Source organism: Streptomyces sp. HM190 (genome assembly GCF_009857135.1).
Lineage (GTDB): Bacteria > Actinomycetota > Actinomycetes > Streptomycetales > Streptomycetaceae > Streptomyces > Streptomyces heilongjiangensis.
On the sequence record NZ_CP047318.1, the window covers coordinates 2848631 to 2870078 of the forward strand.

General features: G+C 72.7%; 19 protein-coding genes. 11 read left to right on the forward strand and 8 right to left on the reverse strand.

Translation table 11 applies throughout. From position 1 onward, the window contains the following. Nucleotides 1-123: 123 nt before the first annotated feature. Nucleotides 124-1506 (reverse strand): glycine--tRNA ligase, encoded by a 1383-nt coding sequence (locus GSY65_RS11880; RefSeq protein ID WP_159767304.1) that lies wholly within the window; start codon nt 1504-1506, stop codon nt 124-126. 183 nt (nt 1507-1689) lie between these two features. Here GSY65_RS11880 and GSY65_RS11885 point away from each other — a divergent pair, with 183 nt between their 5' ends. From GSY65_RS11885 to GSY65_RS11900, 4 genes are all read left to right on the forward strand, one after another. Continuing rightward, nucleotides 1690-2652, forward strand: a complete 963-nt coding sequence (locus GSY65_RS11885; RefSeq protein ID WP_159767305.1) for a metal ABC transporter substrate-binding protein — start codon at nt 1690-1692, stop codon at nt 2650-2652. Between the two features lie 20 nt (nt 2653-2672). Then, a complete protein-coding gene (locus tag GSY65_RS11890) occupies nt 2673-3440 on the forward strand; it encodes a metal ABC transporter ATP-binding protein (protein ID WP_159767306.1) in 768 nt (255 codons plus the stop codon). A 13-nt stretch (nt 3441-3453) separates the two neighbouring features. After that, a complete protein-coding gene (locus GSY65_RS11895; RefSeq protein WP_159767307.1) occupies nt 3454-4398 on the forward strand; it encodes a metal ABC transporter permease in 945 nt (314 codons plus the stop codon). Between the two features lie 70 nt (nt 4399-4468). Next, on the forward strand, nt 4469-4891 hold the full coding sequence (locus GSY65_RS11900; RefSeq protein ID WP_159767308.1) for a Fur family transcriptional regulator: 423 nt from the start codon (nt 4469-4471) through the stop codon (nt 4889-4891). A 166-nt stretch (nt 4892-5057) separates the two neighbouring features. Here GSY65_RS11900 and GSY65_RS11905 read toward each other — a convergent pair whose 3' ends face one another. The 4 genes from GSY65_RS11905 to GSY65_RS11920 are packed head-to-tail and all read right to left on the reverse strand — an operon-like array spanning nt 5058 to nt 7499. Then, nucleotides 5058-5582, reverse strand: coding sequence for a YcxB family protein (locus GSY65_RS11905; protein ID WP_159767309.1), 525 nt, complete (start codon nt 5580-5582; stop codon nt 5058-5060). Nucleotides 5583-5585: 3 nt separating this feature from the next. Next, the gene (locus GSY65_RS11910) at nt 5586-6422 is read right to left on the reverse strand and encodes an isoprenyl transferase (protein ID WP_159767310.1); all 837 of its coding nucleotides are present in this window, start codon (nt 6420-6422) and stop codon (nt 5586-5588) included. A gap of 43 nt (nt 6423-6465) precedes the next feature. Continuing rightward, a complete protein-coding gene (recO, locus tag GSY65_RS11915; protein WP_159767311.1) occupies nt 6466-7215 on the reverse strand; it encodes a DNA repair protein RecO in 750 nt (249 codons plus the stop codon). A 53-nt stretch (nt 7216-7268) separates the two neighbouring features. Further along, a complete protein-coding gene (locus tag GSY65_RS11920; protein WP_159767312.1) occupies nt 7269-7499 on the reverse strand; it encodes a hypothetical protein in 231 nt (76 codons plus the stop codon). 540 nt (nt 7500-8039) lie between these two features. Between GSY65_RS11920 and GSY65_RS11925 the strand changes: the two genes are divergently transcribed. Both GSY65_RS11925 and GSY65_RS11930 read left to right on the forward strand, forming a co-directional pair. Then, nucleotides 8040-11141: an AfsR/SARP family transcriptional regulator gene (locus GSY65_RS11925; protein ID WP_159767313.1), complete on the forward strand. Its 3102-nt coding sequence runs from the start codon at nt 8040-8042 to the stop codon at nt 11139-11141. Nucleotides 11142-11553: 412 nt separating this feature from the next. Continuing rightward, a complete protein-coding gene (locus GSY65_RS11930; RefSeq protein WP_159767314.1) occupies nt 11554-12213 on the forward strand; it encodes a M15 family metallopeptidase in 660 nt (219 codons plus the stop codon). A 240-nt stretch (nt 12214-12453) separates the two neighbouring features. On the opposite strand, the gene GSY65_RS11935 is transcribed toward GSY65_RS11930, so the two are convergent. After that, nucleotides 12454-12894, reverse strand: a complete 441-nt coding sequence (locus GSY65_RS11935) for a protein-tyrosine phosphatase family protein (RefSeq protein WP_159767315.1) — start codon at nt 12892-12894, stop codon at nt 12454-12456. A 458-nt stretch (nt 12895-13352) separates the two neighbouring features. Here GSY65_RS11935 and GSY65_RS11940 point away from each other — a divergent pair, with 458 nt between their 5' ends. Then, on the forward strand, nt 13353-14288 hold the full coding sequence (locus tag GSY65_RS11940; RefSeq protein WP_159767316.1) for a dihydrodipicolinate synthase family protein: 936 nt from the start codon (nt 13353-13355) through the stop codon (nt 14286-14288). Between the two features lie 13 nt (nt 14289-14301). Here GSY65_RS11940 and GSY65_RS11945 read toward each other — a convergent pair whose 3' ends face one another. Both GSY65_RS11945 and leuA read right to left on the reverse strand, forming a co-directional pair. Continuing rightward, the gene (locus GSY65_RS11945; RefSeq protein WP_443043209.1) at nt 14302-15054 is read right to left on the reverse strand and encodes a TerB family tellurite resistance protein; all 753 of its coding nucleotides are present in this window, start codon (nt 15052-15054) and stop codon (nt 14302-14304) included. A gap of 183 nt (nt 15055-15237) precedes the next feature. Further along, complete coding sequence (gene leuA / locus GSY65_RS11950; protein ID WP_159767318.1) at nt 15238-16959, reverse strand: 2-isopropylmalate synthase; 1722 nt, start codon at nt 16957-16959, stop codon at nt 15238-15240. Between the two features lie 396 nt (nt 16960-17355). On the opposite strand from leuA, the gene GSY65_RS11955 reads away from it, so the two are divergent. From GSY65_RS11955 to GSY65_RS11970, 4 genes are all read left to right on the forward strand, one after another. Next, entirely contained in the window at nt 17356-18426 is a 1071-nt protein-coding gene (locus tag GSY65_RS11955; protein WP_159767319.1) for a M4 family metallopeptidase, read from the forward strand. Nucleotides 18427-18446: 20 nt separating this feature from the next. After that, nucleotides 18447-18713 carry a protealysin inhibitor emfourin gene (locus tag GSY65_RS11960; RefSeq protein WP_159767320.1) on the forward strand — a complete coding sequence of 89 codons (267 nt, stop codon included), beginning with the start codon at nt 18447-18449 and terminating at the stop codon, nt 18711-18713. Nucleotides 18714-18800: 87 nt separating this feature from the next. After that, nucleotides 18801-20126: a GH1 family beta-glucosidase gene (locus GSY65_RS11965; protein WP_159767321.1), complete on the forward strand. Its 1326-nt coding sequence runs from the start codon at nt 18801-18803 to the stop codon at nt 20124-20126. Continuing rightward, nucleotides 20123-21376, forward strand: a complete 1254-nt coding sequence (locus GSY65_RS11970; RefSeq protein WP_159767322.1) for an MFS transporter — start codon at nt 20123-20125, stop codon at nt 21374-21376. Before GSY65_RS11965 ends, GSY65_RS11970 begins: the two co-directional genes overlap by 4 nt. Nucleotides 21377-21448 lie beyond the last annotated feature (72 nt).

A 21448-nucleotide genomic window follows, 5' to 3' on the forward strand; every position in this document is an offset into this window, starting at 1 on the left:
CCCGACAACAGAAAGTTCCCCGGCCCACCCGAGGGGCGCGGGGAACGGGGCGGCCGGCCACGGACGAACCCGCGGCCGGCCGGCAGTACGGGCCGGCCAGACGCCGTCCCGCGGAGAAACGATCTAGCAGCCGATGAGGCGTCCCGCGAGGTAGCCCTCGATCTGGTCCAGCGACACCCGCTCCTGCTTCATCGAGTCACGCTCACGCACCGTGACCGCGTTGTCGTCGAGCGTGTCGAAGTCCACGGTCACGCAGTACGGCGTACCGATCTCGTCCTGGCGGCGGTAGCGGCGCCCGATCGCACCCGCGTCGTCGAACTCGATGTTCCAGTGCTGCCGCAGCGCCTGCGCGAGCCCCTTGGCCTTCGGGGACAGCTCGGGGTTGCGGGACAGCGGCAGGACCGCGACCTTCACCGGGGCGATCCGGTGGTCGAGGCGGAGCACCGTCCGCTTCTCCATCTTGCCCTTGGCGTTGGGCGCCTCGTCCTCGGTGTACGCGTCGAGCAGGAACGCCAGCATCGTGCGGCCGACACCGGCCGCGGGCTCGATGACGTACGGGGTGTACTTCTCGCCGAGCTCCTGGTCGAAGTAGACGAGATCCTGGCCGGAGGCCTTGGAGTGCGCGGAGAGGTCGTAGTCCGTGCGGTTGGCGACGCCCTCCAGCTCACCCCACTCGCTGCCGCCGAACTGGAAGCGGTACTCGATGTCGGCGGTGCGCTTGGAGTAGTGGGAGAGCTTCTCCTTCGGGTGCTCGTACCACCGCATGTTCTCCTCGCGCAGACCCAGGCCGGTGTACCAGTTCCACCGCTCCTGCATCCAGTACTCCTGCCACTTCTCGTCCTCGCCCGGCTTGACGAAGAACTCCATCTCCATCTGCTCGAACTCGCGGGTGCGGAAGATGAAGTTGCCGGGCGTGATCTCGTTGCGGAAGGACTTGCCCATCTGCGCGATGCCGAACGGGGGCTTCTTGCGCGAAGTGGTCTGCACCTGGGCGAAGTTGGTGAAGATGCCCTGGGCGGTCTCGGGACGCAGGTACGCGATCGAGCCGGTGTCCTGGGTCGGGCCGAGGTGCGTGGAGAGCAGACCCGAGAACTGCTTGGGCTCGGTGAACTGGCCCTTGGTACCGCAGTTCGGGCAGTTGATGTCCGCGAGCCCGTTCTCCGGCAGGCGGCCCTTCTTCGCCTCGTACGCCTCCTCCAGGTGGTCCGCGCGGAACCGCTTGTGGCAGGAGGTGCACTCGGTGAGCGGGTCGGAGAAGGTGGCGACGTGACCGGAGGCGACCCAGACCTCGGAGGCCAGGATGACGGACGAGTCGATACCGACCACGTCCTCGCGCGACGTCACCATGTAGCGCCACCACTGGCGCTTGAGGTTCTCCTTGAGCTCGACACCCAGCGGTCCGTAGTCCCAGGCGGCACGCTGGCCGCCGTAGATCTCGCTGCACGGGAATACGAAGCCACGGCGCTTGCTCAGGCTGACGATGGTGTCGATCTTGTCGGCGGCCACGGTGCTCTCTTCATTACGACGACGGGCGACGAAGCGATGCGCTTCAGAGCGAATGCCTCAGGTTACCGGCGGAGGCTGCCTTCCAATCAAATCGGTTCGGGGCCAGAACGGACATAGGCCTTACCCAGGGCTTACCAACCAGCTTGTTGACAATCGTTTCCAGAAAAGCTGAAAATGACTGTCATGAACGTAGTACGACGACGACTCCTGATACCCGCGGCGGCGACCGCGGCCGCCGCCCTGAGCCTCACGACCCTTTCGGCCTGCTCCACCGACAGCGCCGCCGCGGGCAACACGGACAAGTTCGACGTCGTCGCGTCGTTCTACCCGATGGCCTTCCTCGCCGAGCAGATAGGCGGGAAGTACGTGAACGTCACCAACCTCACCGAACCCGGCCAGGAGCCCCACGACCTGGAGATCAGCGCCCGGCAGACCGCGCAGCTCCAGGAGTCGGACGCGGTCCTCTACCTCAAGGGCCTCCAGCCCGCCGTCGACGACGCCGTCGGCCAGTCGGAGATCAGGACGAAGATCGACGCCGCCTCGCTGACCTCCCTGGAGGAGCACGGCGACGAGGTCGGCGGGCACGCCGCCGAGCACGACGACCACGAGCACGAGGAACTGTCCGGCAAGGATCCCCACGTCTGGCTCGACCCGGTGAAGTACGCCGAGATCGCCCAGGGCGTCGGCGCCGCCTTCGAGAAGGCCGACCCGGACCACGCCTCCACGTACAAGACCAACACCGAAGCCCTCGTCGAGAAGCTCGGCGCGCTGAACGGCCAGTTCGAGGACGGCCTGAAGAACACGGAGACCAAGGTCTTCCTCACCACCCACGCCGCCTTCGGCTACCTCGCCGAGCGCTACGGCCTCACCGAGGAGGCCATCTCCGGCCTCGACCCCGAGTCCGAGCCGAGCGGCGCCCGCGTCCGCGAACTGGAGAAGATGGCGAAGGCCGACGGCGTCACCACCGTCTTCTACGAGACACTGGTCAGCGACAAGACCGCGAAGACCATCGCCGCCGACGCCGGGCTGAGGACGGACGTCCTCGACCCGATCGAGGGCATCACCGGCAAGTCCCGCGGCAAGGACTACTTCTCGGTCCAGGAAGCCAATCTCAAGGCCCTCCGGACCGCCCTGGGAGCCACGTGACCAGTCCGGAGGACGCAGGCATGACCGAGCCCGTCATCTCGCTGCGCGCAGTACGCGCCGAACTGGGCTCGCGCACGGTCCTGCGGGGCATCGACCTCACCGTGAACCGCGGTGAGGTCGTGGCCCTGCTCGGCGCCAACGGTTCCGGCAAGTCCACCGCCGTGCGCACCGTGATCGGCCAGGTGCCCGTCACCGACGGCGAGATCGAACTGTTCGGCACCCCGAGGCGCCGCTTCCGCGACTGGCGGCGGCTCGGCTACGTGCCGCAGCGCACCACCGCCGCGGGCGGCGTGCCCGCGACGGTGACGGAGGTCGTCGCCTCGGGCCGGCTCTCCCGCGCCCGTCTCGGCATCCTCCGCAAGGCCGACCACGAGGCGATCCGCCGGGCCATCGACCTCGTCGGCCTCGCCGACCGGGCCAAGGACTCGGTGAACGCCCTCTCCGGCGGCCAGCACCAGCGCGTCCTCATCGCCCGCGCCCTGGCCTCCGAACCCGAGCTGCTGATCATGGACGAGCCGATGGCGGGCGTCGACCTGGCCAGCCAGGAGGTGCTGGCGCGCACCCTGCGGGGCGAGGTCGCCCGCGGCACCACCGTGCTGCTCGTCCTGCACGAGCTGGGCCCGCTGGAGCCGCTGATCGACCGCGCGGTCGTCCTGCGCGACGGCTGCGTCCTGCACGACGGGCCGCCCCCGAAGGCGGTCGGCCAGCACGCCCTGCCCGGCCACGACCACGTCCACCCGCACGCGGCGCCCGGCACCGAACCGGTCCGCACCGGTCTGCTGAGCTGAGAAGGCACCGATCATGGAATTCCTGAACTACGCCTTCATGCAGCGGGCCCTGCTCGCCGCCGTCCTCGTCGGCGTCACCGCCCCCGCGATCGGCGTGTACCTCGTGCAGCGCCGCCAGGCCCTCATGGGCGACGGAATCGGCCACGTCGCGATGACCGGCGTCGGCCTCGGCTTCCTGCTCTCCTGGTCCCCGGTGTGGATGGCGACCCTGGTGTCCGTGCTGGGCGCGGTCCTCATGGAGCTGATCCGCTGGTACGGCAGGACCCGCGGCGACATCGCCCTCGCCATGCTCTTCTACGGCGGCATGGCGGGCGGTGTGATGCTCATCAACCTCGCGCCGGGCGGCACCAACGCCAACCTCATGTCGTTCCTGTTCGGCTCGCTGTCGACCGTGTCGCAGGAGGACATCACCGCGATCTGCGTCCTGGCCGCGTTCGTGATCGTGATGACGCTGGCGCTGCGCCGGCAGCTGTTCGCGGTGAGCCAGGACGAGGAGTTCGCGCGGGTCACCGGTCTGCCGGTGCGGGCCCTGAACCTGCTCACGGCGGTCACGGCGGCGGTGACCGTGACGGTCGCCATGCGCGTCGTCGGCCTGCTGCTGGTCTCCGCGCTGATGGTGGTGCCGGTCGCCGCCGCGCAGCAGCTCACCCGCAGCTTCGCGGCGACGTTCGCGATCGCCGTCGCCATCGGGGTGACCGTGACGATCGGCGGCACCGTCACCTCGTACTACCGGGACGTGCCGCCCGGCGCGACGATCGTGCTGCTCGCCATCGCCGCGTTCATGCTGCTCACGGCGCTGGCGACCCCGCTGGCCAGGCGGCGCGCGAAGGCGGCGGTGACGGCCTCGGGCGATCCCGCGGAGTGTGTGATCCCGGTGGCCGGTGAGGCCGCCGGGGCGGGGGTCGCCAGGGACACCGTGCCGGCCAGCCGGGGCTCCGCCGAGGGGTCCGCGGGATGACCGGTGTCTGACCGGGGTGCCGCCGGGCTGGCACAATGGCCCGGCAGGACCGTGACATGAGGAGGCACCGGTGACGACCGCTGGACCCGTACGAGGTCGTTCCACCCGGCAGCGGGCGGCCGTGGCCGCGGCACTCGACGAGGTCGACGAGTTCCGCAGCGCGCAGGAACTCCACGACATGCTGAAGCACCGTGGCGACTCGGTGGGGCTGACCACCGTGTACCGCACGCTGCAGTCCCTCGCGGACGCGGGTGAGGTCGACGTCCTGCGGACGTCCGACGGGGAGTCCGTGTACCGGCGGTGCTCCACCGGGGAGCACCATCACCACCTCGTGTGCCGGATGTGCGGCAAGGCCGTCGAGGTCGAGGGGCCCGCGGTGGAGAAGTGGGCGGACGCGATCGCGGCGGAGCACGGCTTCGTGAACGTGGCCCACACGGTGGAGATCTTCGGCACCTGCGCGGACTGCGCCCGCGCGTCCGTGGCTGCCGAGTAGGCGCCGTTCGCGCCCGCGGGTGCCGCGTGAGCGACCGCGGGTCCGCGGTAGCCGGCCGCAGGTTCGTGGTGGTCGGCAGCAGGTCCGCGCGAGCCACCGCAGGTCCGCGATAGCCGGCCGCAGGTCCGCGCGAACGACCGCAGGTCCGCAGTAGCCGGCCGCGCCTCTAGCCGGACCGTGGCCGGCTGAGCCTCCTGTCGAGAAGTGCCCGGAGGGCGTCCACATCTCCCGTGACCCGCTTCGGGAGCGGGAGGGGCGCCGGGGCGTACGGGTGCCCGTCCAGGAGGACGAAGGTGCCGCGGGTCTCCGCGTAGCGGGTGATCTCGCTCCAGCGGGACATGCGGGGCGCGCCCCGGTCCGTGGTGGTCGTCACGCCCCAGAGGTCCAGCACGGTGCGGTGCTCGCCCCTGGCCGCCGCCCGGCGGTGCAGCCTGCGGGCCTGGGCCCGGGGCAGCACCACCAGACCGACGACGGCCGCGCCCAGGCCCACGAGGGCCTGGGCGCCCGGGGTGCCGCCGAGCGCCAGGGAGACCGTCGTGACGAGGGCGCCCGTGCCCGCGGCGAAGAACAGCAGGCCCCGCCCCCAGCGGCCGGCGGCCGAGGCCCGCGCGGCGACGCGCAGCGCCTCGCGGAAGTCCCCGACCGTCGCGCGGTACACCAGCTCGACGTGCTCCCCACCGGCCTCGGCCACGCGTCAGTCCTCCTGTCGGCCTTCCATCGCCAGCAGTTCCTCGTTCGGGATGGCGCCGCCGAAGCGACGGTCGCGGGAGGCGAACTCCACGCAGGCGCGCCACAGGTCGCGGCGGTCGAAGTCCGGCCAGAGGACGTCCTGGAAGACCATCTCGGCGTACGCGCTCTGCCAGAGCAGGTAGTTGGAGGTGCGCTGCTCACCGCTGGGCCGCAGGAACAGGTCGACGTCCGGCATGTCGGGGTAGTACAGGTACTTCGCGAAGGTCTTCTCGGTGACCTTGGAGGGGTCGAGCCGACCGGCCCGGATGTCCTCGGCGAGGGCCTGCGCGGCGTCGGCGATCTCGGCGCGGCCGCCGTAGTTCATGCAGAAATACAGGGTCAGCAGGTCGTTGTCCTTGGTCTGCTCCTGGGCGACCTGGAGTTCCTTGGCGACCGACTTCCACAGCTTGGGCATCCGGCCCACCCAGCGGACCCGGACGCCGAGTTCGTCGAGCTGGTCGCGGGTCTTGCGGATGAAGTCGCGGTTGAAGTTCATCAGGAAGCGGACCTCGTCGGGCGAGCGCTTCCAGTTCTCGGTGGAGAAGGCGTAGAGGGAGATGTTGCGCACGCCGATCTCTATCGAGCCCTGCAGGACGTCGAGGACGCGCTCGGCGCCGACCTTGTGGCCCTCGGTGCGCGGCAGTCCCCGCTCCTTGGCCCAACGGCCGTTGCCGTCCATGACGATCGCCACGTGCCGGGGGACGAGTTCGCCGGGGAGCTTGGGCGCGCGGGCACCGGACGGGTGCGGCTCGGGCGTCTTGTACTCGCGGCGCTGACGCCCCAGGAACCCGCGTACCACCATGTGCTTCTCGTCTCCTCTGTGGTGAGTGCGGCGCTGTGGCCGCTCAGGACTTTTCCACGTACCGAAGGGAGCGCAGGCCGCGCTCCAGATGCCAGTGCAGATAGGCGGACACCAGTCCGCTCCCCTCCCTGACGTACCGCGGCTCGCAGGCGTCCGCGGTCGCCCAGTCCCCCGTCAGCAGGGCGCCGAGGAGTTCCAGGGCCTGAGCAGAGGGTACGACGCTGCCGGGCACCCGGCAGTCCACGCAGACCGAGCCGCCGGCCGCGACGGAGAAGAACCGATTGGGTCCGGGCAGACCGCACTTGGCGCAGTCGCTGAAGGTGGGGGCGTAGCCGTTGACGGCGAGGGAGCGCAACAGGAAGGCGTCGAGGACGAGGTGCGGGGCGTGTTCGCCGCGGGCGAGGGTGCGCAGGCCGCCGACGAGCAGCAGGTACTGCTGCACGGCGGGCTCGCCCTCGTGGTCGGTGAACCGCTCGGCCGTCTCCAGCATGGCCGTCCCGGCGGTGTAGCGGGCGTAGTCGGTGACGATGCCGCCGCCGTAGGGGGCGATCGTCTCGCTCTGGGTGCACAGCGGCAGCCCGCGGCCGATCAGCTCGCTGCCCCGTGCGAAGAACTGCACGTCCACGTGGGAGAACGGCTCCAGCCGCGCCCCGAACTTCGACTTGGTGCGCCGCACCCCCCGGGCCACGGCGCGTACGCGTCCGTGACCGCGGGTGAGCAGCGTGATGATCCGGTCCGCCTCGCCCAGCTTCTGGGTGCGCAGCACGATGCCGTCGTCGCGGAACAGACTCATGGGCCCATTCTCGCCTACGACGGCGCGGCGGCGGACCGGTCAGGGGGCGTCCTTCAAGGGTCCTCCCCGCCGCTGCGGGCGTTCTCGTGGGCGGTCGCGGCACGCAGCCGCTCCGTCGTCGTCGCGGCCCGTACCGCGCGGGGCGGGCAGTCCCACTCCCGTCCGCCGCCCACGGGCCGCAGCTGGACGTACGGCCCCTCGTGGCCCATGACACGGCCGACCTGCCCGGTGCGGGTGTCCACCGCGTAGGTGCCGATCGGCGGCTTCGCGCCGTCGCCGGTCACCGCGGGACCGCCGCCGGACACCGGGGCGCGGGCCGCGCTCCCGCAGCTCCCGCGGCTCTCGCGGGTCCCCGCCGCACTTCCTCCACCGTGTCCTCCGCCTCACTCGACGCACCGCGCCGGGTCTCGTCCCCCGAGCCCTTCGCCCATTGCCTCCACGGTGCTACCCGAGGCACCGCGAGTTTCACTCTTCGCGTCCCCGCGGTGACCTGCTGTGCCTAGACTCGGCAGGAGTCTGTGCTCCACGGCCACGGACGCACCGCTCCCGCCCCCGGACACCGGCGCGGAGCGGAGGCAGGTGTTCCGGGCGGCCCCTCCCGTACGTCCGTCATCCCCGCCTCCGCCACATCACTCGCACAGCGCGCCCACGGGGACATGTCGAATCTCCGTGTCTTCCACCTAAGATTCCCTCTGGTTACCCCGTTCTACGACAACTCTCCGGCGCATCACGCGTCCTGGGAAACCACTCGGCGTACATGAGCGTCGAACACTGCGTGAGCAGCCGCTGTCCCGGCGGTCCGACGGCACGGAAGATGGGGACCCGTGGAGCTGGAATTCCGACTGCTCGGCCCGGTCGAGGCGTGGCACGCGGGGAGACCTCTGCGGCTGGGCGGCCCCAAGCCCCGCGCGCTGCTGGCCGTGCTGCTGCTGCGGGCGGGGCAGGTGGTGCCCACGGACGTGCTGGTGGACGCGGTGTGGGGGGAGGACCCCCCGGACACCGCGCGGGCGCTGGTGCAGACGTATGTGTCGGCGCTGCGGCGGGCGCTGCCCGCGGAGGCGGCGGACGCGATCGAGACACGGCCGCCCGGGTATCTGATGCGGCTCGGGGTCGGACGGGTCGACCTGGCGGAGTTCGAGGCGCTGACGGCGGAGGGGCGGCAGGCCGCCGCCGCGGGTGACCACGAGGGTGCGGCGCTGCTGCTGCGGTCGGCGGAGGCGCTGTGGCGCGGTCCGGCGCTCGGCGGGGTCGGGGACGCGCTGCGGGGGGAGGCCGGGCGGTTGGAGGAGGCCCGGCAGGCGACGCTGGAGGAACGTATCGCCGCGGAGCTGGAGGCCGGGGGCCACGAGGCGGAGCTGGTCACCGAGCTGACCGCGCTGGTGGGGGCGCATCCGACGTGGGAGCGGCTGCGCGGACAGCTGATGCTGGGGCTGTACCGGCTGGGCCGGCAGGCGGACGCGCTCGCCGTCCACGCGGAGGGCCGGGCGGTGCTCGCCGAGGAACTGGGCCTGGACCCCGGCCCGGAACTGACCGGCCTGTACGAGGCGATCCTGCGGGCCGATCCGGACCTGCTGGCGCCCGGCACCCCCGCCACCCCCGCACGGGGTGCCGCCGTGCCCCGGACGGTGTCCCTCCTGCCGCCCGCCATCGGGGACTTCACCGGGCGCGAGGAGGAACTGGCGGCGGTCGTCGCGGGGCTGTCCGGGGAGCGGGAGGCGATGCCCGTCGTGGTGGTGTCGGGGACCGCCGGGGTCGGGAAGTCGGCGCTCGCGGTGCAGGCCGCGCACCGGGTGGCGGGCGCCTACCCCGACGGGCAGCTCTACGCCGAACTCCACGGCTTCAGCGAGCCCGTGCCGCCCGCCGAGGTGCTGGGCCGGCTGCTGCGGGCCCTCGGCGCCGACCCCCCGGAGGACACCGCGGAGCGCGGCGACCTGTTCCGCAGCCTCGTCGCCGGGCGGCGGATCCTGCTGGTGCTGGACGACGCGGGCGGCGAGGCGCAGGTCCGGCCGCTGCTGCCGGGCAGTGCGACCTGCGGGGTGCTGGTCACCTCGCGGGCCCGGCTCGGCGGCCTCGTCGGGGCGCGGCGCACCGACCTCGGCGTGCTGGACGACGTGCGCGGCCTGGAGCTGCTGACCCGGGTGACGGGGCCGGAGCGCACGCCGGGCGAGCCGCGCGAGGAGGCCGCCGCCCGGCGCATCGTCGAGCTGTGCGGCGGACTGCCGCTGGCGCTGCGGATCGCGGGCGCCCGGCTGGCGACGCGGCGGCACTGGACGCCCCGGGTGCTCGCCGAACGTCTCGCCGACGAGCACCGCAGACTCGACGAACTCGCCGTCGGCGACCTGGCGGTACGGGCCAGCCTCGGCCTCAGCTACCAGGCGCTGGACCAGTGCGCGCGCCGGGTGCTGCGGCGCATCGCCACGCTCGGCTCGGCCGACGTCGCCGTGTGGGCGGTGGCGGCGCTCGCCGACACCCCGGAGGACGAGGCCGAGGAGATCCTGGAGCGGCTCCTCGACGCCCAGTTGATCGACTGCCCGGGCACCGACCACATCGGGCAGCCCCGCTACCGCCTCCACGACCTGGTCCGGGTCTACGCCGCCGAACGCGCCGAGGCGGAGGACCCGCCCGGCGACCGCACGGCGGCGGTGGGCCGGGCACTGTCCGCGGGCCTGTGGCTGATGGACCGGGTGACGAGGGCGGCGCCCTCGGGCGCGGTGGTCCTGCGGCAGAGCTTCCTGAAGCGCGGGGCCGACCCCTGCGCGGCCCCGCCGGGGGACCGCGCCCACCCCGGCGGCGAACCGTCCGAGGCGCCTGACCCCGTGGGCGCACGCACCGCCCGCCTCGCCCTGGAGGACCCGTTCTCCTGGTTCGACGCGGAGGCGGACGCCCTGACGTCCGCGGTCGAACGGGCGGCGGCGATGGGACTGCACACCCTCGCCTGTGAGGCGGCGGCGGCCCTGTGCTCCTCGTCGTTCGCCATCAAGAACCGCTTCGACGCGTGGTGGCGCAGCCACGACGCGGCGCTCGCCGCGGCCCGCCGCGCCGAGGACCGCTCGGGCGAGGCCCTGCTGATCATCGGCCTCGGGCAACTGCGGTACGAGCAGGACCGGATCGCGGAGGCCCAGGAGTACTTCCGCACCGCCGAGCGGATCTGCACCGAGCTCGGTGACGTCCGGGGCCGGTCCGCCGCGCTCGCCGGACTGGGCAGCGCCTGCCGCGAGGTCGGCGAACTCCGCGAGGCGGAACGCGCGTTGACCGACGCGGCCGACGGCTTCCGCCGGGTCGGCGACGACACCGGGGTCGGGGTGGCCTGCCGGTACGGCGGTTCCGTACGGCTCGAACTAGGCGACCAGGAAGGGGCGTTCCCGCTGCTCGACGAGTCGCTGCGGGCGTACCGGAGGCTCGGCAGCCGGCGCGGTGAGGCGCTGGCGCTGCGCACCCTCAGTCTGGTGCACCGCTCGCTCGGCGCGTACGACGAGGCGGCGCGGGTGGCCGAGGAGGCGCTGGAGATCCTGCGCGCCCTCGGTGACCCGCACATGGCGGCGTACGCACTGCGGGCCCGCGCCAAGGCCCGGCTGCGGCTCGGGCACACGCGGGAGGCGGAGGCGGAGCTGCGGGAGATCCTGGAGGTCTGCCGGGTCCACGAGGACCGGTTCGGCGAGGCGCTGACGCTGCGCACCCTGGGCGAGTGCGCCTTCGCCGAGGGCCGGGCGGCGGACGCGGACGGTCTGCTGACCGCCTCGGCGGCGCTCTGGGAGGTCCTCGCACTGCCCCTGCCCCGCGCCCGCGCGCTGCGGAGCCTGTCCGCGGTGCGGGCCTCCCTCGGCGACCCGGAGGGCGCCGCCGCGCTGCGCGCGGAGGCCATGGCGGTGTTCGAGACGTGCGAGGCACGGGAGCGGTACGAACCGTGGCCGGGGGCACCGGCGTAGGGGCCGGTCGGAGCCGGTCGCGGCGGTGGCCGTCGGGCCGGGCTGCTGTTTCGGCGCGGCTTGAAGTCGCTTGCGGCCGACTTGCAGAGAACTTCCAGCGGCGCCCGGCATCCTCGTGGTTCTCGGGGGAACAACGGATCGGCCGGGCGACCACCGCCCGGCCGGTCGGCCCACCGGAACGCACAGGGGACGGACCGGCGGGAACATGAACACAGTGGGATCACAACGGTGGGACGGACGGGTGGTGTCACCGCCGTCAGGCCACAGACCACCACTCAAGGGGGGAGGCCCCCGGGGAGGGACATCAGGGGATCAGTTCCCTCCCCGGGGCGCAGCCTCATCCCCCGCGACACACCTCCGGTACGAGGCCCAGGACGCACTCGGGACTCGTGGACCCTGTGGAAGACGACGCATGCCTTCGATCATCCTGATGAGCGACCCCGAGGTCGCCCGCGTCCCGGTCCGGGACTGCGGTGAACCCCTCGTCGATCTGAGGGAACTGCCCTTCGTGGTGGTCGACCCGCGCCAGGCCGACGCGGACGGCGCGTTCGCGCACCTGCGTGAGGGCGTGGCCTGGCGGCTGGCCAGGGCCGCCCGGCTGCTGCCGGACGGGCTGCGGCTGCTGGTGACCGAGGGGTACCGGCCGCCGGCCCTGCAGATCCAGTACTTCGAGGCGTACGCGGCCGAGTTGCGGCGCGCCAACCCGGACTGGACGCAGGAGTACCTGCGCGAGCAGACCAGCCGGTCCCTCTCCCCGCCGGAGATCGGGCCGCACGTCGCCGGGGCGGCCGTCGACCTGACGCTGTGCACCACCACCGGCGAGGAGCTCGACATGGGGACGGCGGTCGACGCCAGCCCCGAGGAGAGCGACGACGCCTGCTACACGGACGCGCCGCACATCTCCGACGCGGCCCGCGGCAACCGCCGCATCCTCTCGGCGGCGCTCACCACGGCGGGACTGGTGAACTACCCCACCGAGTGGTGGCACTGGTCGTACGGCGACCGGTACTGGGCGCTGATGACCGGGGCGCCCGGCGCGCTGTACGGGCCGGCCGAGTTCGGCGGCCCGTAGCCGGGAGGGTCCGGGGACCTGGGGGCCCGGGACCCTCCGCCGCCCCCGCCGTCCCTACCCGTCCCATCCCCGAGGGCTGTACCCGAACCCCTGTTGTCGCCTCGGCGGCAAACCCCGTAGCGGGGGTTCACGGGCAGCACCCTGCGGATGGGACGGGCAGGGACGGCGGGGGCTTCGCCGTCCGCGGCGCGCGGGCACGCCCCGCCGCACGGATGCGGAGCAGCCGGAACCGGTCTCCCGTCAGGTGGCGAAGCGGCGTACGTAGCGGCGCTGCCACGGGGTCTCCACCGCGTGGCGGTCGTAGTGCCGGCGCACATAGGCGACGGCCTCCTCGGGCGGTACGCCGTCCAGGACCGCCAGACAGGCCAGCGCGGTGCCGGTCCGGCCCCTGCCGCCGCCGCAGGCGACCTCGACGCGCCCGCCGGCCGCCCTCTCCCGGACGTCCCGGAACACCTGCGCCGCCTCCGCCCGGTCCGCGGGCAGCCGGAAGTCGGGCCACCGCAACCAGCGGGCCTCCCAGGGGACTTCGGGCGGCTCCTTGCCGAGCAGGTACACCGCGTACGTCGGCGCGGGACCCTCGGGCAGCGGATGCCGGAGCCCCCGCCCGCGCACCAGCCGCCCGGACGGCAGCCGCAGCACCCCGGCGGCGTCCGGGTTCCAGGATTCGACGGGATCGGTCATCCGGTCAGCATAGGCCGTGTGGTTCGGGTCACGCCCGGGCCGCGCGTCGTGGCTCGTGGTGTGCTCGGGGGAAGCCGCCGCCGCGCGGGCCTCGATGCCCCGGAAGTGCTCGGCCATCACCCGCTGGGCGCCCTCGACGTCGCGGGCGCGCAGCGCGGCTGCTGGACCCGGTCGACCCGATCCCGCTGACGGGCCCGGTGCCGTCGGCCACCCGGCCGCCGAGCGGCTGCCCGTTCCGTACCCGCCGCCGGCGGGCGGACGAGGTGTGCGCGGGGGTGATGCCGGGCTTCGCGGCCGCGTCGGCCCCCGGACGCCGTTTCCGCTGCCACCATCCTGTGCAGGAGACGGAGGGGACGGGGGACCTGGTCGCCGAGGCAGCGGCCCGGTCGGCGTCCGTGTCCCCGGCCGCCGTGGCCGCGCAGGAGCGCTGTACGAGACACCCAGTCCAAGGAGCCGCCATGACCTTCCCCGCCCCGCTGACCGGTGTCATCCCGCCCGTGTGCACCCCGCTGACACCGGAGCGCGAGGTGGACGTCCCCTCCCTGGTGCGTCTGGTCGACCATCTGGTGGCGGGCGGTGTGGACGCGCTGTTCGTGCTGGGGTCGTCGTCGGAGGCGGCGTTCCTGACAGACGCGCAGCGGCGGACGGTGGTGGAGGCGGTGGTGGGGCACGTCGGCGGTCAGCTCCCGGTGCTGGCCGGGGCGATCGACATGACGTCGCCCCGCGTCCTGGACCACGTGCGGGCCGTGACGGCGGCCGGGGCGGAGGCGGTCGTGGCGACCGCCCCCTTCTACACGGCCACCCACCCGGCGGAGGTCTCCCGTCACTACCGGGTGCTGGGCTCCCGCTGCCCGGTGCCCGTCCTCGCGTACGACATCCCGTCGGCGGTCCACACCAAGCTGCCCGCCGAGGTGGTGCTGGAGCTGGCGGCGGACGGGGTGATCGCCGGGCTGAAGGACTCCAGCGGGGACCTGGCCGGGTTCCGTACGGTCGTCACGGGTGCCCGCGACGACGCCCGGGTCACCGGCTTCGCGGTCCTCACCGGGTCCGAGCTGCTCGTCGACGCGGCGCTCGCGCTGGGCGCGGACGGCGCGGTCCCCGGCCTCGCGAACGTCGACCCGGCCGGGTACGTGCGCCTGGACCGCCTGTGCCGGGCGGGCGACCGGGACCGGGCCCGCGCCGAGCAGGAGCGGCTGTGCGCCCTCTTCGGGATGGTCCGCGCCGGCGACCCGCACCGCATGGGCAGCGGGTCCTCCGCGCTCGGTGCCTTCAAGGCGGCCCTGCACCTGCGGGGCGTGATCGCGTGCCCGGTGACGGCGGAACCCCAGGTGCCGCTGTCGGACGACGAGGTCGAGCGGGTCGGCGCGTTCCTGGCGGCGGCGGGACTGCTGTAGGGGCCGGTGGGCGTCAGGACGGGGTGTGGGCCGCCGCCAGCAGCCGGGTCACGTCGTCCGTGCAGAGGGTGAGCGCCGCGCCGACGGTGGACAGGACGTCGCGTTCGGCGGGTGTGTAGGGACCGTCGGCGAGGGCGATGCGGGCGCCCTGCAGGAGGATCGCCTCGCGGCCGGCCGGGGCGAGGTGCGGGGCGAGCGGGTCGAGGGCCTCGTGGAGCTCTATGGACAGGCCGGTCGCCCCGCAGGGTTCCCCGAAGAGGCGGCCCGTGTCGGCGGCGAGGGCCTCCACGAGGGCGTCGAGCTGGTCCTCGGTGCAGTCGTCGAAGCCGGCGGAGCGCACGGCGCCCGCGGCGACGCTCAGGGAGGTGCGGGCGCGGGTGCCGCCGGCCGCGAGGACGGCCAGGGCGACGGTGTGGACGGCGTCGCGGAGCATCGCCGAGAGGCGGACGGTGGTGGGGTGGTCGAGGACCTCCGTGCCGTAGTGGTGGCGGCAGGCCGCGCACTCCACGACGGGGCCGGTCTCGCCGCGCGGCAGCACGGGGACGCCGAGCAGGGTGAAGCGGCGGCGTCCGGTGAGGCGCTGGTAGTTGCGGTCGCCTCCGCAGCCGGGGCAGAAGAACTCGCCGTCGCCGACGCCGGTCCACGCGATCCGGGTGCCCATGAGACGCGTGAGTCGCGCGGCGCCTCCGGTCGGACCGGCGTTCCCGGCCGGCCCACCGCGGGCGAGCCCGGCGGCACGGCCGATTGGTCCCCGTCCTGGCAGCACGTCGCACCTCCGTTACTCCACGGCAACATCGCCGCGCTTGCGTGATGTTAGCCACATCGGTGAGGCGCAGTCAGTACTCCGGACGATGCCTTCCCGTGACCTCCACAGGGATTGGCCGGTAAACGACGGACCCCGTCCGCCGGATTTCGGCGGACGGGGCTTTCAAACCGCCGGTGAGGCTGGTCAGCGCGTCGCGCGGTTGACGGCGGAGACGACGGCCTTCAGGGAGGCGCGGGTCGTGTTCGCGTCGATTCCGATGCCCCACAGGACCTTGCCGTCGATGGCGACCTCGATGTACGAGGCGGCCTGCGCGGAGGCGCCCTCGCTCATCGTGTGCTCCTGGTAGTCCAGCAGCCGGGCGTCGACGCCGATGCCCTGCAGGGCGTCGAAGAACGCGGAGATCGGGCCGTTGCCGGTGCCGACCAGGGTGGTCTCCACACCGTCGACCTCGGCCTCCACGGTCAGCGTGTCCACGCCGTCCTTGTCGGTGGTCGACTGGTTGTTGCGGACCTGGATGCGGCCCCAGGGGTTGTCCGGGTTCGGCAGGTACTCGTCCTGGAAGACGGCCCAGATGTCGGAGCCGGTGACCTCGCCGCCCTCGGCGTCCGTCTTCGCCTGGATGATCTTCGAGAACTCGATCTGCATCCGGCGCGGCAGGTCCAGCTTGTGGTCGTTCTTCAGGACGTAGGCGATACCGCCCTTGCCGGACTGGGAGTTGACGCGGATGACGGCCTCGTAGGAGCGGCCGACGTCCTTGGGGTCGATCGGCAGGTACGGGACGGCCCACTCGATGTCGTCGACGGTGACGCCCTTCGCGGCGGCGTCGGCCTCCATGGCGTCGAAGCCCTTCTTGATGGCGTCCTGGTGGGAGCCGGAGAAGGACGTGTAGACCAGGTCGCCCACGTAGGGGTGGCGCGGGTGGACCTCCATCTGGTTGCAGTACTCCCACACGCGGCGGATCTCGTCGATGTCGGAGAAGTCGATCTGCGGGTCGATGCCCTGGGAGAACAGGTTCATGCCCAGGGTGACCAGGTCGACGTTGCCGGTGCGCTCGCCCTGCCCGAACAGGCAGCCCTCGACGCGGTCGGCGCCGGCCATCAGCGCCAGCTCGGCTGCGGCGACGGCGGTGCCGCGGTCGTTGTGCGGGTGGATCGACAGGCAGACGTGCTCGCGGCGGGACAGGTTGCGGCCCATCCACTCGAAGCGGTCGGCGTGCGTGGAGGGCGTCGAACGCTCCACGGTGGCGGGCAGGTTGAGGATGATCTCGCGGCCGGGACCGGGCTGCCAGACGTCCATGACCGCCTCGCAGACCTCCAGCGCGAAGTCCAGCTCGGTGTCGGTGAAGATCTCGGGGCTGTACTGGTAGCCGAACTCGGTCTCGGGGCCCAGCAGCTTCTCGGCGTACTCCATGACCAGCCGCGTGCCGTCGACGGCGATCTGCTTGATGTCGTCCCTGGAGCCGCGGAAGACGACGCGGCGGAAGACGGGGGCGGTGGCGTTGTACAGGTGCACGGTGGCACGCTTGGCGCCCTTCAGCGACTCCACGGTCCGCTCGATCAGGTCCTCACGGGCCTGGGTCAGCACGGAGATCGTGACGTCGTCCGGGATGGCGCCCGGCTCCTCGATGATCGACCGTACGAAGTCGAAGTCGGTCTGGCCCGAGGCCGGGAAGCCGACCTCGATCTCCTTGTAGCCCATCTTGACCAGCTGGTCGAACATCCGGCGCTTGCGCTCGGGCGACATCGGGTCGATCAGGGACTGGTTGCCGTCGCGCAGGTCGGTGGAGAGCCAGCGGGGGGCGGCGGTGATCCGCTTGTCGGGCCAGGTGCGGTCGGGGATGTCGACCTGCTCGTACTGCCCGTACTTGTGGATCGGCATGGACGTGGGCTGCTGGCGGTTCGCCATGGTGCGTGGGCTCCTCGATGGTCCGAAAGGACGGCCGACAACGCAACGCCAGAGCACCGCGGGGAGGGGGTCGGCCTCGACTACAGGCCCTCGCCGCGGCAGCTAAGGAGAAGCAGCCCGAAACGCATGATGCGGAGCAGCGTAGCCGAGTCTTCACTGTCGCGCGGGGTCGTATCAGTATGCGGGACCAGGTGAGCGACTCGGACAAAAGGTGCGCAAAGCCACACCGGCCGACGACGAAGGGCGCGCGGGCCGCGCGACCACCCCCAAGTCGCCGCGGCCCGCTCACAACCCTCCGTAACGCGGCGACGTCGAATCGCAACCCATACGGCGACATTTCACCAATCATGGTTGCCCCTAGTGACATGCCGCTCACAGAGTGCGATCGTGCGAGTCATGACGACAAACGGGGGCCACGAGCCCGTCTTCTGCACCGTCGTACCGCCCCACGTCCTCGACAAGCTCGCCCGGTCCGAGGACTCCGCGCTCTCCGGCGCCGCCCGCCGCACCCTGGAGCGCGACGCCCTCGAACGCACCCGCCGTCGGCTGACCACCGTCGTCGGCGCCCCGGCGATCACCGCGCCCGCCGGCGCCGAGCCCGGCACGCCCCACCGCACGATCTACGACGCCCGGCACGGCACGGACCTGCCCGGCCACAAGGTGCGCGGCGAGGGCGAGGAGCCCGGCACGGACGCCACGGTCAACCGCGCCTACGCGGGCCTCGGCGCCACGTTCGAGCTGCTGCTCACGGCGTACGGGCACGACTCGATCGACGGCAACGGGCTGCCGCTGGACGCGACCGTCCACTACGACCGCGACTACAACAACGCCTTCTGGAACGGCGAGCAGATGGTGTTCGGCGACGGCGACGGCGAGATCTTCCTCGACTTCACGCTCCCGGTCGACGTCATCGGCCACGAACTCAGCCACGGCCTCACCCAGTACGCGGCGAACCTCACGTACTTCGGCCAGCCGGGCGCGCTCAACGAGTCCATGTCGGACGTCTTCGGCGCCCTCATCAAGCAGTACACGCTCGGGCAGACCGCCGCCGAGGCGGACTGGCTCATCGGGGCGGGCCTGCTCGCGCCGCGCGTCACGGGGGTCGCCCTGCGCTCGATGAAGGCCCCGGGGACCGCGTACGACGACGACGTGCTCGGCAAGGACCCGCAGCCGGCGACGATGGACGGCTACGTCCGCACGGGCCGCGACAACGGCGGCGTGCACATCAACTCCGGTATCCCCAACCACGCGTTCTACCTGGTGGCCACCGCGCTCGGCGGCTACGCCTGGGAGCGGGCCGGGCAGATCTGGTACGACGTGCTGACCGGCGGCGAACTGCGGCAGCAGGCGCTGTTCGTGGACTTCGCGACGCTCACGGTGAAGGCGGCGAAGGACCGGTACGGGCAGGGCGACGAGCTGACGGCCGTGCTCAAGGCATGGGAGCAGGTGGGCGTGCGCACGCTGTAGTTCCGTACTAGACATGACCCATGCGGATTGAGGTGCGGCGCACGGGCGGTTTCGCGGGCATCGAGCGGCACGCGGTGGTGGACACCACGGGGCGGCCCGACGCCCCGGACTGGCGCGCCCTGGCCGAGGGGGCACTCGCCCGCGGCCGGGGCGCGGCTCCCCCGGGTGTGCCGGACGGGTTCTCGTACGAGATCACGGTCGACGGGCGGACGGTGTACTGCGCGGATCCCGGGCTGACGGAGGAGCAGCGGGAGCTGATCAGAAGAGTGCTCAAAGAAGGGGCGTGAGGTGCGCGCCCCTTCCATACCCGGCGGTAACAGGGCAATCGTCCGCGGCCGTTGACTTCCGTTACCCGTGGTACGGATGATCCGCGCATGGCGACGAACCCGATCCCCCAGTTCCCGGCCGGCTTCCTGTGGGGCGTCTCGACCTCCGCGCACCAGATCGAGGGGGCGGCGGACCAGCGCGAGCCCTCCGTGTGGGACGCCTTCACGGCCGAGGAGGGCCGCGTCAAGGACGGCTCGAACGCGGCGGTGGCGTGCGACCACTTCCACCGCTACCCCGAGGACGTGGCCCTCCTGCGCGAGCTGGGCGTGGACGCGTACCGCTTCTCGGTGTCCTGGCCCCGGGTGAACGCGCCCGGCGGACTGGACTTCTACGACCGGCTGGTGGACGAGCTGGCCGGCGCGGGCGTCCGCCCGGTGCCGACCCTCTTCCACTGGGACCTGCCGCTGTCGCTGCAGGAGGCGGGCGGCTGGCTGAACCGGGACACCGCCGAGCGGTTCGCCGAGTACGTCGCCGTCGTCGCCGACCGCCTCGGTGACCGGGTCACCAAGTGGATCACCCTCAACGAGCCCGCCGAGCACACCCTGCTGGGCCACGCGCTCGGCACCCACGCGCCGGGCAGGCAGCTGATGTTCGACGCCCTCCCGGCCGCCCACCACCAACTGCTGGGCCACGGCCTGGCCGTACGGGCGCTGCGCGCGGCCGGGGCCTCGGACATCGGCATCGCCAACTCGCACGGGCCGACGTGGGCCGCGTCCGCGGAGCAGCCGGACGTGGAGGCGGCGGCCTTCTACGACCTGCTGCTGAACCGGCTGTTCGCGGAGCCGGTACTGCTCGGCGAGTACCCGGAGGGGATCGGCGAACTGATGCCGGGCGACGACGTCGCGGCGGACCTCAAGGTGATCTCCGAGCCGGTCGACTGGTACGGGATCAACTACTACGCGCCGACCCGGGTGGGCGCCCCCGAGGGCACCGACATCGAGTTCGGCGGTGTCACCATCCCCGCCGAACTCCCCTTCACGGTCAAGGAGATCGAGGACGTCCCGACGACGGACTTCGGCTGGCCGGTGGTGCCGTCGGGCCTGACGGACCTCCTCACCGCCTTCCGGGACCGCTACGGCGACCGGCTGCCGCCCGTGGTCATCACCGAGAACGGCTGCTCGTACGAGGGCGTCGACGACCAGGAGCGCGTCGCCTACCTGGACGGCCATGTCCGGGCCCTGCACCGGGCCGTGGAGGCGGGCGTCGACGTCCGCGGGTACTTCGTGTGGTCGCTGCTCGACAACTTCGAGTGGGCGGAGGGCTACGCCCGCCGGTTCGGGCTCGTGCACGTCGACTACACGACGCTGGAGCGGACGCCCAAGGCGTCGTACGGCTGGTACCGGGACCTGCTCAGAGCGCAGCGCGGGGCATGACGACGACGCGGCCGGTCGAGGCCCTCGCCGAACCCGTCGCCCGGGTCGGCGGGGGCTGGACCGCCACGCTGGCCCTGGCCAACGCGGCGGTCTGGGTGGGCTGGTACGGCCCGCTGCAGATCCTGCTGGCCTCCCAGGCGGAGCAGTTCGCGCCGGGCGCCGGGATGTCGAAGGAGACGATGCTGGCCTGGGTGACGGGCGCCGGCGCGGTCGTCTCCCTGGTCGCCACACCGCTGTTCGGCGCGCTGTCGGACCGGACGACGTCCCGCTGGGGGCGCCGTACACCGTGGATCGTGGCGGGTGCGGCGGGCGGCGCGGTGGCGCTGCTGCTCCTCGCGGGCGCGGGCGGGCTGTGGACGATGGCAGCCGGCTGGTGTCTCGTGCAGCTGACCCTCAACGCGTCCTGGGCGGCGGTCACCGCGGCGGTTCCGGACCGGGTGACGCGGCGCCAACGGGGCGCGGTCGGCGGCTGGTTGGGCGCGGCGCAGATCCTGGGCGTGGTCGGCGGCACGGGGCTCGCCACGCTGGGCGGCGGTGTGGGCACGGGGTACACGGCGTGCGCGGTGTTCACCCTGGCGGGCGTGCTGCCGTACGTCCTGGGCCACCCCGATCCGCGGCTGCCGGCGGCGGACCGGCCTGTGTGGTCGTGGCGGGGCTTCCTCGCCGGGTTCTGGCTGAGCCCGCGCCGCCACCCGGACTTCGCGTGGGCGTGGCTGACGCGTTTCCTGGTGAACCTGAGCAACGGCATCGGCCTGCTCTACCTGCTCTTCTACCTGCGCGACCGCGTCCGTTACCCCGACCCCGAGCAGGGGGTGCTGATCCTCACGGCGGTGAACGCGGCGATGCTGCTGGCGACGGTGGTGGTCGCCGGGGTGTGGTCGGACCGGGTGGGGCGCCGCAAGCCGTTCGTGTACTGGTCGGGGCTGCTGATGGCGGTCGCGACGGCGCTGATCGCGCTCTGGCCGACCTGGCCCGGCGCGATCGTCGCCTCGGCGCTCCTCGGGCTCGGCTTCGGTGTGTTCGCCTCCGTCGACTTCGCCCTCATGACCGACGTGCTGCCCACGGCCCGCGACCGGGGCAAGGACCTCGGCGTCATCAACATCGCCAACTCCCTTCCCCAGGTGGTCGCGCCGGTGATCGCCGCGCCGATCGTGACGTACCTCGGCGGCTACCGGACGCTGTACCTCGTGGCCGCGGTGATCGGGCTCGCGGGGGCCGTGTTCGTGGGGCGGATCCGGGGAGTGGAGTAGATCACTCGGCATACGGTCGGCGCGCAGGGAACTCATTCACACGTTCGACCCTCTTCCGTGACGACCACCCCC

Excerpts from the sequence above, each read along its gene's own strand:
- GSY65_RS11960 (WP_159767320.1), top strand. The coding sequence starts at position 18,447 with ATGCGGATTGAGGTGCGGCGCACGGGCGGTTTCGCGGGCATCGAGCGG.
- recO (WP_159767311.1), bottom strand. The coding sequence starts at position 7,215 with ATGAGTCTGTTCCGCGACGACGGCATCGTGCTGCGCACCCAGAAGCTG.
- GSY65_RS11940 (WP_159767316.1), top strand. The coding sequence starts at position 13,353 with ATGACCTTCCCCGCCCCGCTGACCGGTGTCATCCCGCCCGTGTGCACC.
- GSY65_RS11895 (WP_159767307.1), top strand. The coding sequence starts at position 3,454 with ATGGAATTCCTGAACTACGCCTTCATGCAGCGGGCCCTGCTCGCCGCC.
- GSY65_RS11965 (WP_159767321.1), top strand. The coding sequence starts at position 18,801 with ATGGCGACGAACCCGATCCCCCAGTTCCCGGCCGGCTTCCTGTGGGGC.
- leuA (WP_159767318.1), bottom strand. The coding sequence starts at position 16,959 with ATGGCGAACCGCCAGCAGCCCACGTCCATGCCGATCCACAAGTACGGG.
- GSY65_RS11910 (WP_159767310.1), bottom strand. The coding sequence starts at position 6,422 with ATGGTGGTACGCGGGTTCCTGGGGCGTCAGCGCCGCGAGTACAAGACG.
- GSY65_RS11930 (WP_159767314.1), top strand. The coding sequence starts at position 11,554 with ATGCCTTCGATCATCCTGATGAGCGACCCCGAGGTCGCCCGCGTCCCG.
- GSY65_RS11955 (WP_159767319.1), top strand. The coding sequence starts at position 17,356 with ATGACGACAAACGGGGGCCACGAGCCCGTCTTCTGCACCGTCGTACCG.
- GSY65_RS11885 (WP_159767305.1), top strand. The coding sequence starts at position 1,690 with ATGAACGTAGTACGACGACGACTCCTGATACCCGCGGCGGCGACCGCG.
- GSY65_RS11970 (WP_159767322.1), top strand. The coding sequence starts at position 20,123 with ATGACGACGACGCGGCCGGTCGAGGCCCTCGCCGAACCCGTCGCCCGG.
- GSY65_RS11935 (WP_159767315.1), bottom strand. The coding sequence starts at position 12,894 with ATGACCGATCCCGTCGAATCCTGGAACCCGGACGCCGCCGGGGTGCTG.
- GSY65_RS11890 (WP_159767306.1), top strand. The coding sequence starts at position 2,673 with ATGACCGAGCCCGTCATCTCGCTGCGCGCAGTACGCGCCGAACTGGGC.